The sequence below is a fragment of the Pseudidiomarina insulisalsae genome (assembly GCF_003987065.1).
Taxonomy (GTDB): Bacteria; Pseudomonadota; Gammaproteobacteria; order Enterobacterales; family Alteromonadaceae; genus Pseudidiomarina; species Pseudidiomarina insulisalsae.
The window spans coordinates 165,729-179,160 of the sequence record NZ_PIPY01000005.1; the positions used below are offsets into that span (position 1 = coordinate 165,729).

General features: G+C 54.9%; 9 protein-coding genes. 4 read left to right on the forward strand and 5 right to left on the reverse strand.

The features are described 5' to 3' along the window. Nucleotides 1-23: 23 nt before the first annotated feature. Complete coding sequence (locus CWI71_RS06060) at nt 24-2,270, reverse strand: S9 family peptidase (protein ID WP_126754374.1); 2,247 nt, start codon at nt 2,268-2,270, stop codon at nt 24-26. Between the two features lie 93 nt (nt 2,271-2,363). Beyond that, nucleotides 2,364-4,562, reverse strand: a complete 2,199-nt coding sequence (locus CWI71_RS06065; protein ID WP_126754375.1) for a TonB-dependent receptor — start codon at nt 4,560-4,562, stop codon at nt 2,364-2,366. A gap of 167 nt (nt 4,563-4,729) precedes the next feature. Between CWI71_RS06065 and CWI71_RS06070 the strand changes: the two genes are divergently transcribed. Beyond that, a complete protein-coding gene (locus tag CWI71_RS06070) occupies nt 4,730-6,364 on the forward strand; it encodes a M28 family metallopeptidase (RefSeq protein WP_126754376.1) in 1,635 nt (544 codons plus the stop codon). Nucleotides 6,365-6,418: 54 nt separating this feature from the next. Here CWI71_RS06070 and CWI71_RS06075 read toward each other — a convergent pair whose 3' ends face one another. Then, a complete protein-coding gene (locus tag CWI71_RS06075) occupies nt 6,419-8,770 on the reverse strand; it encodes a zinc-dependent metalloprotease (protein ID WP_126754377.1) in 2,352 nt (783 codons plus the stop codon). 38 nt (nt 8,771-8,808) lie between these two features. On the opposite strand from CWI71_RS06075, the gene CWI71_RS06080 reads away from it, so the two are divergent. Beyond that, nucleotides 8,809-9,246: an HIT domain-containing protein gene (locus CWI71_RS06080; RefSeq protein WP_126754378.1), complete on the forward strand. Its 438-nt coding sequence runs from the start codon at nt 8,809-8,811 to the stop codon at nt 9,244-9,246. Between the two features lie 18 nt (nt 9,247-9,264). On the opposite strand, the gene fldB is transcribed toward CWI71_RS06080, so the two are convergent. Further along, complete coding sequence (fldB, locus tag CWI71_RS06085) at nt 9,265-9,807, reverse strand: flavodoxin FldB (protein WP_126754379.1); 543 nt, start codon at nt 9,805-9,807, stop codon at nt 9,265-9,267. Nucleotides 9,808-9,925: 118 nt separating this feature from the next. Here fldB and CWI71_RS06090 point away from each other — a divergent pair, with 118 nt between their 5' ends. Further along, a complete protein-coding gene (locus CWI71_RS06090) occupies nt 9,926-10,204 on the forward strand; it encodes a YfcL family protein (RefSeq protein WP_241967644.1) in 279 nt (92 codons plus the stop codon). Here the strand turns inward: CWI71_RS06090 and mnmC are convergent. Further along, nucleotides 10,201-12,048: a bifunctional tRNA (5-methylaminomethyl-2-thiouridine)(34)-methyltransferase MnmC2/FAD-dependent 5-carboxymethylaminomethyl-2-thiouridine(34) oxidoreductase MnmC1 gene (gene mnmC, locus CWI71_RS06095; protein WP_157981070.1), complete on the reverse strand. Its 1,848-nt coding sequence runs from the start codon at nt 12,046-12,048 to the stop codon at nt 10,201-10,203. The two genes, CWI71_RS06090 and mnmC, sit on opposite strands and share 4 nt — an antisense overlap. Before the next feature lie 133 nt (nt 12,049-12,181). Between mnmC and fabB the strand changes: the two genes are divergently transcribed. Then, nucleotides 12,182-13,396: a beta-ketoacyl-ACP synthase I gene (fabB, locus tag CWI71_RS06100; RefSeq protein ID WP_126754382.1), complete on the forward strand. Its 1,215-nt coding sequence runs from the start codon at nt 12,182-12,184 to the stop codon at nt 13,394-13,396. Nucleotides 13,397-13,432: the final 36 nt, after the last annotated feature.

The following is a 13,432-nucleotide window of genomic DNA, read 5'->3' on the forward strand; positions in this document are numbered from 1 at the left end:
TTGAATGATGCGCTTAGTATATCTTATTGTAAGTGGCGGGCAAAAAAGTCTGCGATCAGCTGATAGCGGTGAATGGAGGTCTCACGGCCGCGTAGCGCATGCTGCTTACCCGGATAAGCCATCAGCTCAAAAGGCAAGGTCGCCTGTTGCAAAGCATAAGTGAGTTTAGCTGTATGCGTATAAAGCACGTTGTCGTCCGCCATGCCATGATAGATCAGTAGCGGACGTTCCAGCTGCTCCGCATAGGTCAGTACGTCGGCCGCCTTGTACCCCTGCGGATTATCCTGCGGCGTGCCCATATAACGCTCGGTATAGTGCGTATCGTACAAGCGCCAGTCGGTAACCGGCGCGCCTGCTACTGCCGCGGAGAAGTGCTGGGGCTGGCGTAAGATCAGGTGTAGCGCCATATAACCACCGTAGCTGTGACCAAATACGCCGATGCGATCCGCGTCGACATACGGCTGGCTGCGCAAGAACTCAACGCCGCGCACCTGGTCGGCGACTTCGGCTTGGGCTAAATCACGATAGATAACCTGCTCAAATTGTTTACCACGATTACCACTGCCGCGATTATCCAGCTGAAACACAACAAAGCCTTGTTGCGCCAGATACTGACTGAAGTAGTTACCCCAGCTGTTAGTCACGCGCTGGGCTCGGGGACCACCATAGACCAGCACCACCACCGGATAACTCTGGTTGTCGACCATAACCGCAGGTTTGGTTAACTGATAATAAAGCGTCTGCTGATCTTCCGCCTGCAACTGACCAAACTCAGGGTAGGACCAGTTTGCCAGGTAAGGAGCCAGCGGGTGGTTCTCATCAATCTGGTTTTCATGTAACCAGGCAATACGCTCGCCAGTCGGGCCATGCAAGCTCACCTGCGGTGGCTGGGTGCTGCTGGAGAAGTAATCGATGTAGCTACGCTGGTTCGGCGCGAAGTCGATGCTGTGCATGCCGGCGCGCTGACTAAGCCGTGTCGGCTGGCTTGGCGTCGTGGTGGTCAGGCTGGCGCGATACAAGTGGCGTTCAAGCGGGGTTGCTTTGCGGCCGGTAAAGTATACAAAGCCAGTGGTGTCATCCACCGCGGCGAGGCTGTCGACCATCCAGTCGCCGCTGGTCAACTGACGGATCAGGCTGCCATCGGTACGATAGAGGTACAGGTGTTTATAGCCGCTGCGCTCTGAGGCCCAGATAAAGTGCCGCGCGTCCGCCAGAAATACCAGGTCGTCATGCAAATTGATCCAGCTATTGCTAGTTTCGCTGAGAACCGCCTTAGGCGCACCGCCCTGACGCGCTTGCAGGTAAAGCGTCAGCTGCTGTTGATTGCGGCTTTGCCACTGATAGCTAAGGCGACTGCTGTCTGGCAGCCAACTAACGCGGGCGAGGTACCCTTCGCCATGGCGTTCGGGTAGGTTGACCCATTGCGCACGCTGATCGGCAAACTGCCATAGTGCTAAATCAACTTCCGCATTGGCGGTACCGGTAAAGGGATACCGCTGACTGACGACCTCTGTGCGATCAGCGTAAACGTCGGTACGGGTCTGAATGGCAACCGGCGCTTCATTGACCCGGGTGAAGGCGATGGTCTGTTCATCAGGGCTCCACCAATAGCCGGTCATACGCTTCATTTCTTCCTGGGCGACAAACTCGGCGACGCCATAATGCTCGGTGGCAGTCGCAGTAGGGCTGACCTGAATTGTTTCACCATCACTGAGGCGAAGAATGTAAAGCGTGTGGTTATGAATGTAGCTGACGAAATTGCTCTGCGGTGAGAAGCGTGCGTCGGTGACCGTGATATCCGTCGAAGTGAGCTCCTCGACCGCGGCCGAAGCCGGATCAACCAAAAACAGCTGGCCGGCAACCGGAATTAAAAGCTTTGTGCCGTCGGCTGACCATTCGTAGCTGACAATACCGCTGGCTCGAATGCGCATGCGTTCGCGCCGCGCCCGTTCGGCTGCGGACATTGCCGTAGGGTCAGCGACTAATTGCGTCGCCGCTACCAGTAACCGGTGTTCCTGCTTACGCGTGTCGTAAATCCAGAGGTCATTGACGTTCGGCTGTTGGTCGCTACCGCGCAGATAGCTGATGACCTGGCCAGATGGGCCAAATCGCAGCTGGGTAGGAGCCGTAGTGGTGAGATCGGGCGCCGAGAAAATGCGCTCAATACTGAGCTTTGCATCGCCGTAACTTTCAGCGCGGGCCGTCGCCTGTGCCTGAGCATTTGTACAGATAAGCCCGTAGACGAAGGCGAGAAGAGCAAGAGCTCGCATAACAGCATCCTTAATGGTCACAAAAAGTTATACCAGTGTACCAAAGCCGTTAGCGAGCTCGCTCAGGCTGCGATAAATCGCAGCAGGTTTGCGCTAGAATTCACCCCGCAGGCCGATACTAAAGTTGCGGCCAGCGACCGGTGCTTCATTTTTCAGGTAAGAAGTATGCACGTAACCCAGTTTGTCAGTCAGGTTCTCGCCTTTGACAAAAAGGCTCAGGTTGTAGCGCGAGAATGCCTGCGGGAACCAGTTAAACTGTGCATTGACTAAAGCATAGCTCGGGGTTGCTGATTCATTCATTGCAGTACGCGTTTGCTCTGCGTACCAAATGAAGCCGACACTGCTCTCCCATTCACCTTGGTTATAGGTAACATCGGCACCAATTCGCTGCGACGGAATCCGTGGCAAATTACGGGTGTTGTCAACGGTATAAGCGCGGGTGTAGTCGCTGAACGCATCAAGACGCCATTGCGGGTTAAACTGCCAGCGGCCGTCAATTTCGTAGCCGAATAACAGCACATCTTGCTGGGTGTACTGAACGACGGCCAGACCTTCCTCATGATCATGTTCGTCTTCGTGCTCACCCTCCTGAGCGTGGTCATCGTGGGTTTCGTCGCCGTGCTCATCATGCGCGTCTTCATGTTCGAAGCTTAGGTCCAGACTGTTAAAGCCGGTGAAGTCTTCATAGATGAAGTTATTGACGCGGTTAACGAACAGATTGATGTTCAGGTGATGGCCACCTTCTTCTACGTGTGCACCTAAATCGAGCGAGTGTGAAGTCTCAATTTCAGGACGGCGCTCAGTCGGTTCGATAACAATGTGATGCTCTTCTTCTTCATGAAGTGCGTAGTTCAGACCCAGTTCATAAGTGCGGGTGGCAAGGTGCTCACCATTAGCAAATAGCTCATTCGCTGAAGGTGCGCGTTGCGCAAAGCTATAGTTTGCGGTCAAACTGACGCTCGGCTGCCACTGGTAGATCACACCGAATGATGCTGATAGCGGGTCAAAATCGTAACTGTGCTGGCCCAGCTCTAACGTTGGCGCGGTAATGTCGACCGTCTCATAGCGTACGCCCAGCTGATAGTTCAGTACCTGCTCGCGGGTTTCGAGTAACCAGAACAAACCGTGGCGATCCGTTTCACTTGCAGGTGTAAAAGCTTCGTCACCAAATGCCGCCTGCTCTTGCTGGAAACCGTGATAACCAAACGCGCCAAACCATTGCTCGGTCAACTGATGATTGGCCGTAATACGCAGCTCATGTTGCTCGTTGGTAAAAGTCGTGCCTGGCACGTCACCTTCAATTTCCTGGTGCTGGTAGTCCGTATAACCGTAACGCAGCTCGATTTTGTCGATACCGTCAAATGGCTGTTGGAAACCGGCGTGCAGTTGCCAGCGATCCTGTGTCAGATCAGCGTAAGGACCGGTTTCCTCTTCGCCATGAGCGTCTTCTTCTTCATGTTCCCCGTGGCCTTCTTCTTCGTGGTGATGCCCCGGAATACCATATTCCTGATCCAGGCGAGAATAAGAAATGCCGGCGTACCCTTTCTCGAACAGGTAACTGGCGCCAAGGGTACCGCCCTGTGCGTCAATAAAAGAGTTCTCAACCTCGTCCAGGCGCTCCCCTTCATCATTGACATAGGTGGGTGTTGCGTAGTCGTCGCTGCTACGGGTGAAACCGTCAAAATGCCAGACCGTTGAACCCACGTCGGCGCTGATACCGGCGCTGAAATCACGCAGATCATCAGCACTGCTCAGATTACCACCAAAAAAGCCGCGCTGGCCACCGACGGGTTGCTGTGCAATACGTTCATCAACGACGTTAACAACACCGCCAATTGCACCGCTGCCGTACAGCAGGGTCGCCGGGCCTCGCAGAATTTCGATCTGCTGCGCGACGGAAGTTTCAGTGGTTACCGCATGGTCCGGGCTACCGCGAGAGACGTCTGCGGTATCAAGGCCGTTTTGCGTGATTTTAACGCGAGGGCCGTCCAGACCACGAATGATTGGGCTTGAGGCGACCCGGGCGAAGTGAGTTGAATTAATGCCTGGTTCTGTAGCCAGGGTCTCGCCGAGCGTGTGGGCTTGCTTTTCACGCAGCTCTTCACCGCTGATAACAGACACAGGCTGGGCAGAATTAAGTTCGGTGCGCGCCAAAGGTGAGGCTTTAATGACGATAACCTCGGTGTCTTCATGCTGATGCTCAGCCGTCTCTTGTGCTTGCTGTGACTGAGCATAGACTGGCAGCGCAAGAATCTGGCTGATTAAAAGTGCGATAGGGCTGTACTTCAACATTCTCAGTGCCTCTTCAAGATAAGTTGCACACATTGTAATGTTATAATATTACATTTCAACCCTTATTTGCGCTCTGTAACAATCGATTACAAAGCTATGCATTGAAAGCTTCTGTTATCAGTATAGGTTGGTTACACTTCTCTTTTTTTCTCAATATGGAATCCGTTATGCGAATGACTACCTGGGTTGGCGCGGCTGCGCTGACAGCTTTATTAACCGCTTGTGGTGAGCAGACACCGCCAGCGCAGGCAGCAACCGTCTCGGCTGACGCACAAGCGCTACAGTCTCATCTTGAGTTTCTTGCCAGCGACGCGCTGGAAGGACGTGATACCGGCAGTCGCGGTCATGAGATCGCAGCGCAGTACATTGCGGCGCGCTTCAAAGCGTTAGGGCTGGAGCCTGCGGGTGATGATGGTACCTATTATCAGCGCATTACTTTTCGCCGCAGTACGCTAACAGAGGGCAGTGCCGCCATGTCGGTCGATACCGGCTCTGAAGTGGTGGAGCTGGAGTACGGTGATGAGTTTCTGACCGGGCCGAGCGCCTATACAACTACTTCGACGGTAACGGCACCGGTGGTATTTGTCGGTTACGGCCTGGTATCGGACGAGTTTGGTCTGAATGATTACGCCAACGTAGATGTGAACGGTAAGATCGTCATGATGGTCTCGGGCCGTCCTGAAGAGTTACCAAGTGAAGAGGGTGCCCATTTAAACAGCAGTAAAACGAAGTTTGCTGCCGAGCGCGGTGCCGTCGGTATCATCACGCTGCACACGCCGATGCGCGAAGAAGTGCGACCGTTCAAAGTGAGCGCTATGTATCAGCGTGCGCCACGCATTACTTGGCTCAACCCTGAAGGTGAGCCGAACGTGACCTATAAAAACCTGCAAGGCTCGGCCTATGTCGACTATCGTGCCGCCGCACCGTTGTTCGCCAATGCCGCCATCGGCATGGACGAGGTATTCGCCCAGCTTGAAAAAGGCGAGCAGCCCCAGCCATTTGAGCTCAACACTAAAGTGACCTTAAGCCGCGCTTCTGAGCATGAACAGATTACCAGCCCGAACGTTGCAGCAATTCTGCCAGGTAGCGATGCCGAACTGCAGCATGAGTATGTGCTGTACACCGCGCATTCGGACCATATTGGTGTCACTCAGGATCTCAGCCAGGATGATCACATCAATAACGGTGCCATGGATAATGCCAGTGGTGTGAGCGTATTGTTAGAAACGGCACGGATGTTTGTCGAAGCTGCCGAGCGACCAAAGCGTTCGATTCTGTTTTTATCAGTAACAGCTGAAGAGCGTGGCCTGTTAGGGGCTGACTATTTCGCCCACTACCCAACAGTGCCGTTGCAGCAGATTGTTGCTAACGTGAACCTGGATATGCCGGTCTTACTCTACGATTTTGCCGATGTGATTGCCTTTGGTTCCACCCATTCAACCCTGGGTAGTACGGTAGCCGAAGCGGCAGGTCAGTTTGATATCGCCCTGAGTGAAGACCCGATGCCGGAGCAGGCTATTTTTACCCGCTCTGATCATTATCCCTTTGTGAAAAAAGGTATTCCGGCGGTCTTTCTGATGACCGGTTTTACCGCCAAAGGTGAAGACGAAGACGGTGGTGAGATTTGGGGTAAGTTCTTTGCCGAGCATTATCATCGCCCCAGCGACCAGCCGAGCTTGCCGATTAATTACGAAGCTGGCGTGGTATTTACCAATATTAACTATGAAATTGGTAAAACGATCGCCAATGATGACGAGCGTCCGCGCTGGTTACCGGATTCGTTCTTTGCTGACCTTGACTAAACAAAAACAGCGCCAAATGGCGCTGTTTTTAGTTCTGCCGAAGCTCGCCGCAATTTAAATCGGTGAGCCGGGCGGTAAGGCCGGAGCTGGCTGCAGTGGCCATGGTTGCTGGCGCTCCAGCAGGCCAGTAAGCGCTGCGACAATGAACTGCTGGTGCGCACTTTGTGGTTGCGCCTGCCAGCTTGCCAGCTGATCAGTTAAAAATGCGTAACTGGTAGCTTTTACCACGCCCGAGGCGGCATTCTGATAAAGCTTAACCGTAGCGGTCAGAGCTTCGAACGCAACCCGCTGTTCCAGGCTACTGGCCTGAGCTTTTTGTGCCGGGGTGATGGCGCTAGCGGCCATGGTGTCGAGCACCTTACGCACGTCCGGCACGTCATCTTGCAGGCGTTGTTGCTGCGCTAAACGCTCAAGCCGCTGGCTATTGAGCAATAACTCTAAGGTAAAGCGCGCGGCGCTGGCTGCCATAGTGTCCGGATCTGCGGTTACGCTGGTATAGCCCTCAAAGTTTTCCCGGGTGGCGCTACTGCCATAGGCAAATGGCAACAGTAATTTCTCGATTTCCGGCGGCAGTGCCAGCTGCCCAGGCGCTAACGTGTTCACCACTAACTGCAGCGCGCGTTGCTGTTGCGCAGCATTGACCACGCGTTGCGCGGCGGGCGTGCCATCTTTAACGGCGTAATCGTAATGCACACCGGCAAGCATTTTAACCGCCGCTTCGGTCTGATAGCGGTGCAATAAGTAAACTGGGACCAGCAAGGTGCGCAAATCACTCACCGGTTCGCCGCCTGCCAGATTTGCCAGGCCAAACTGTTCCAGTGCGACGCGGCGTACCGCCAGAATGCGTTCCAGTTCCGTCACCGCGTCACTGCCGTTATCCCACAGGTGTGCATCGGGGTGCGCACCACCTGCCGGACGCGCGTCCGGGTCGGAAATAAAGGTCAGACCTAATTCGCGGTTTTCACGCAAAATAGGTGCCAGGGGCTCATCACCATAGCCGTAACGCACCACCTGCTTATCCCACAGGCCGATACCTTCGGCGTAAGCGCCTGCCAGGGTCAGGCCCTCGCCGTCAGTGGCGATGCTGATCAGTGGATGCGGATAGTCCATGACCGAAGCGCGATCATGGCTGCTGGCAGCGAAATTATGGGCGATACCCAGCGTATGGCCGACTTCATGGGCCGAGAGCTGGCGGATGCGTGCCAGAGCCATAGCTTCAATATCTTGCTCCAGCTGTTGCTGCTGTTCGGCTGACAGATCAGCAGCATACGGAGCAATCAGGCCCTGAGCGATGAGCATGTCCTGACGGACGCGCAGTGAACCAAGGGTGACGTGGCCTTTCAGGATTTCACCGGTGCGCGGGTCAATAACTGAAGAGCCATAAGACCAGCCGCGGGTGGCGCGATGAACCCACTGAATCACGTTGTAGCGGATATCCATGGGATCCGCGTCTTCGGGCAGTACCTCAACTTTGAAGCCGTTCGGATGGCCGGCAGCGGCAAATGCCTGTTGCCACCAGCGCGCGCCCTCCAGCAGCGCACTGCGGACCGGCTCGGGAACGCCCGGGTCAAGATAATAGGTTAAGGTGTCACCTTGTTGCAGACGGTGCCGTGGAATGTATTTGACTGCCATTGACTCGCCAAGGGGCGCGGCATAGTCGCGATACTCCTGCGCCCAGAAGCCGCTTTGCGGATGAAACTTGCGCGGTTCATAACCGTCGTCAGGTAACCGAATAAACGAGTGGTGCAAATGCAACGTCAGGTGATCAGCATCGGCTGCCACCTGCCGAACATAACGCCCCTTGGCCTGACCACTGAAGGTCACCTTGGCTTCCAGTTCGGTGTTGTCCGCAAAAGCTTTACTACGCTTGGGATATACCACACTGCGATCGGTGGCGACCTGGTAACTGCCTTGCTCAGTCTGTTGTAAGCGCTTGCTTACCCCGTGGGTATCGCTAAGCAGGTAAGGGGTGTAGTCAATCAGCACATAGTTGTCATTGGCCGCGACCGTGGTAAACGCCGCCAGTACCGAATCAGCGAAAGCTTCATCAATGCTGGCGCGCTCGGCCTGATTGGCGGAGTCAGCGCGATAAAAAGTGTTGTGGTGGAGCAGGAGCGCCTTATCGCCTTCCAGGTAAAAGCTGGCGATACGGGTGCTGCCTAGCTGGCCGCGGTCCAGTCCAATATCGTTGGAGCCAAGCCCCCAGGGTAGGCTGGTCTGAAAGATGAAGCGCTGTTCATCGCGCGGCACTTGCAGGTAAAACTTGCCGGCTGAGCGGTCATGGTAGAAAGTAAAGAAGCCGTTGTGCGGCTCCATCTGCGCGGTATAATCGGCAATGGAAGTGCTGGCACTGGCGCCGAAGCAGACCAGCAGCCAGAGCAGGGTAGCCAACATGATTTTTTTCATGGGGGAGTCCTTTAAACACAGACAACAATGAGTTATCCATGCGTTATAACAAACCTGCGGACGAAAGTAACCTCTTCACTTTAGATCAGCGGCTAGCGGGCGATACTTTGCGGTTAGGGACGTTGTCGCTGTGCGAGGTGCTACGCTTTGATGACCGTCGCTATGACTGGTTAATAGTAGTGCCCCGCGTTGCCGGCGCAGTTGAGTTTCTTGATCTTGACGCGGCGCAGCAGGTGCAACTGGCGAGAGAAATTCAGCAAGTAAGCCAAGCGTTAAAAAATTGGCGTCCGGCGGCGAAACTTAATGTGGCTGCTCTGGGCAATGTCGTGGCGCAGTTACATGTGCACCTGGTGTTACGTGACGAGGGCGACGCGGCCTGGCCGGGACCGGTTTGGGGCCATTCGCCGGCGCAGCGTTTCGCTGGCGCCGAGGCGGCGGAGCAATGTCATATCTGGCAACAACGCCTGAACTTATAAGCGGTGATCACGCTGTGGTTAGCTGAGTACGTCGGCCAGTTCGAGCTGTAACTGAGCAACCCACTGCTTGATGCGCTCGTCACTGAATTCGTATTGGGTGTCTTCGTCAAGCGCCAGGCCAACAAAGAACTCGCCGTCAGGAGTCAGGGCTTTCGAGGCTGCGAATTCGTAGCCCTGATTTGGCCAGAAACCGATGCGAATGGTGCGACAGGCTGCCAGTTCATCATGCAGCATACCTAAGGCGTCCTGAAACCAGTCGGTATAGCCAACCTGGTCGCCCATGCCAAACAGGGCTACTACCTTGCCTTCCAGTTGCAACTGGCCAATTTCGTCCCAGTGACTTTCCCAGTCCTCCTGGATCTCGCCAAAGTCCCAGGTCGACAAACCAAAGATCAGCACCTCAAACTTTTCTGCTTCACTAAGTGGCACATCCTTAATGTTGAACAGCTCGACCTGTCCCTCGGGGAACTGCTGCTGGATTTTTTCTGCCGCAATTTCGGTAAAGCAGGTAGTTGAGCCGTAAAACAAACCAATTTTCGGGTGTGCGCTGGATGTTGCCATGAACCGACCTTTTATCTTTGCCGTGAACTTGTAGGTATCAATGAAAGTGACTGACAGTGTATCAGAAAGGCGGCAGTTTGTGGTATCCTGCGCGCTCGTTTTATGCAGGAGAAGTGACGTGGCAGAGCAAAGTTTTTCGCAATTTATCCAACGGCTTGAGCTGGTGTTTGATGACGCTGTCGTGAATGGCGACGACGATGAGCTGTTTGCGAGTGGTTATTTACGCGGACACTTTGATCTGGTGGTCGCGCAACTGGAATTACAACAGCAGCATGATCCTGCCGCTGTCTTACCGGGCGTGCGCGAAGCTGTGGATGAGACCCGCCACGAGCTGAGTCCTGCAGACCAGCAACATATTGCCAATATGATCGCGCGGCTTGAAGCGGCCGCTGTTTAACCAGTAACCAGACGCTGTGGCTGTAGTCGTTGCCACAGCTCTGCAGCAAGCGGCATCGGCTGGCCGCGCATGGCCGCAACCAGACAGTTGGCAGCCAGCGGCGCGGCAGTAAAGCCGCGTGAGCCGAGCCCGCCAATAACCCATAATCCTGGCTCTAACTGCCCCACCATTGGCAGATGGTCGCGCGTGGTATTGCGTATCGCTGCCCGATCACTGACCGGCTCTAATTCCTGCGGCCACTGGGCGGGCGCCAGGTTGTCACAAAGGTTGGCCAGATTTTCCTGCTGATCGGTGTCGCGCAGATTTAATTCTTCGCTGCCGCGATCGTAGGTTGCTCCGACACAATGCAAGCCGTTATCCACCGGGGTGAAATAGCCTTTGTAACAAATCACCATAGGACACTTGGCGCTGGTTGCAGTAGCTTCTACTTGCGTAACTTGCCCGCGTACATTCTGCAGTTGCACGCCAAAGGGCGCGAGTAACTGGGTTAATGCGGCACCGCAGGCCAGCACAACGCGCTGACTGGTCCGTGTTGTACCATCAGCGAACGCCAGCTGCCAGGCCTCTGCTGCGCGGCTAATGCTACGCAATGGCGACTGCTCGCGAACAGTAATTTCACTCAGCAGCTGTTCGACCACAGCGGCGGGGCGTAACCAGCCACCCGCGGGGTAGTGTAACGCAGGGTAGGGCGGTAATGCTGGCCACAATTGCTGCGTTTGCTCAGCAGTGAGTGCCTGCACCGTGGCTGTGGCGTAACCAGGTCCGCCTGCACTGTGCGGCAAGCTGAGTTTGTGATAGCGCTGCTCACGTGCGGCGTTAAAGGCCAGTTGTACGACACCGGTCTGAAACCAGTTTCGCGGACACTGGTGCGCGTAAAAGCGGGTCGCGTAGCCAAACGCTTGGGTAAAAAACGCGGCCAGAGGGCTGCGCTCAGCATGCAGTAACGGATAAACAGCGCCTTGTGGATTGCCTGAAGCACCATCGGCAACGCCGGTGCTTAGCACTTCAACATCAAAGCCTGCCCGTTGTAGTTCAAAGGCAGTGCAGGCGGCGGCAATACCAGCGCCGACGACCGTGACAGTTTGCCGGCTACCCGCTGACGCCTCAGCCATTGTGGTTGCTACAGCGCTGCCCAGCTGACCGCGCAGCATTTCACGCTTGCGACCAAAACCTTTGACTTTCCCGACGTCAAAACCGGCTTGTTGCAAACCGCGCCGGACAAAGCCTGCTGCGGTAAAGGTGGCAAAGCTACAATCCGCCCGCCCGCTGCGCGCCATTGCGTCAAACAGCGACTGCTGCCACATCGACGGGTTTTTATCTGGCGCAAAGCCATCCAGGAACCAGGCGTCGACACAGGCTGTGGCTCCCGGCAGCCAGGCTGGCACTTGCTCATGAATATCGCCCAGCCATAAATCGAGCACAATGCGGCCGTTGGCAAAGTAACGGCGGTGGCAGCCAGGTTCAGCCGCCGGATAGGCCTCGATGAAAGCTGCCGCCTGTTCGGCGAGTTGCGGAAATGCTTCTAACGCGCGCGCTAAGTCAGAGCGCTGCAGCGGGTACTTTTCAAACGAAATGAAATGCAGGGTCAGGTCTTGCGGCGCATGCTGCAAGAACAGTTGCCAGGCGGCCAGAAAATTCAGTCCGGTACCAAAGCCGCTTTCGGCGATGACGAAGCTTTCGTGCACATGAGTTTGCCAGCGGCGCGGGAGACCATTATGCTGAAGGAAGACATAGTGGCTTTCGGCAAGACCATCTTCGTTGGTAAAATAAATATCGTCGAAGGCGGTTGCGACAGGCAATCCGAATTCATTGAAATGAACTTGCGCGTGGGTAGAGTCGGTCACGAAACATCCGTAAACTTGCACATGGAAACTGTGCCATAGTGTAACAATAATTACTTAAAATTGCGGAGAGCAGACCACTTTTTTCTTCAACTAAGCTACCATACACGGGCGCTCAGCAAGACAGGAAACCAGAATGAGAAGAGCAGTGATAACCGGAATCGGCATTGTGTCGAGTATCGGCGTGAACCAACAGGAAGTACTTGAATCGCTAAAACAAGGCCGTTCAGGTATTGAATTTTCTCAAGAATTTGCCGACAAGGGCTTACGGTGTCAGGTATGGGGGCCGGTACGCGCCAACCCAGCTGACCATATTGATCGCAAAGCGTTGCGCTTTATGGGCGACTCCGCTGCCTATGCCTATATGGCAATGGCTCAGGCAATTGAAGATGCTGGCCTCAGTGAAGAACAAGTATCAAACCCGCGTACCGGCCTGGTCGTCGGGTCAGGTGGTGCTTCTGGTGAGCATCAGGTGGCCGCTGCCGATACCCTGCGCGAAAAGGGCGTAAAACGTGTTGGGCCTTACATGGTTCCGCGCTGCATGGCGTCAACGACGTCTGCATGTTTGGCGACGCCGTTTAAAATTAAGGGTGTGAATTACTCTATCAGCTCAGCCTGTGCAACGTCTGCGCACTGTATCGGTCATGCGCTTGAACTGATTCAGTTCGGTAAACAAGATCGCGTTTTTGCCGGCGGTGGTGAAGAGCTGCACTGGACCCTGGGAATGGAATTCGATGCCATGGGCGCATTGAGCACGAAGTACAATGACACCCCGGAAAAAGCATCACGTACCTATGATGCCGATCGTGATGGTTTCGTTCCTGCAGGCGGTGGCGGTATTGTCGTCATTGAAGAGCTGGAAACAGCCCTGGCCCGTGGCGCCACCATTTACGGTGAGATTGTCGGTTATGGTGCCACTTCGGATGGTTACGACATGGTTGCTCCTTCAGGTGAGGGTGCGGTACGTTGTATGCAGATGGCCATGGCGACCGTCGACACGCCGATTGACTACCTGAATACCCATGGTACCAGCACGCCGGTCGGCGACACCAAAGAACTGGAAGCGATTCGCGAAGTGTTCCCTGAGCAGACGCCGATGATCAGCGCTACCAAAGCAATGACCGGACACGCCTTAGGTGCAGCGGGTGTGCATGAAGCAATTTTCTCACTGCTTATGCTGAAGCATGGCTTCGTAGCGCCGTCGATCAACGTGGACAACCTTGACCCTGCCGCCGAAGGTATGAATATTGTCACTGAAATGAAACCATCGGAGCTGACCACCGTCATGTCCAATAGTTTTGGTTTCGGCGGCACCAACGCAACTCTGGTGATGCGCAAATATCAAGACTAAATGTCAGGCGTTTACATGAGTTACTAAAAAAGGTGC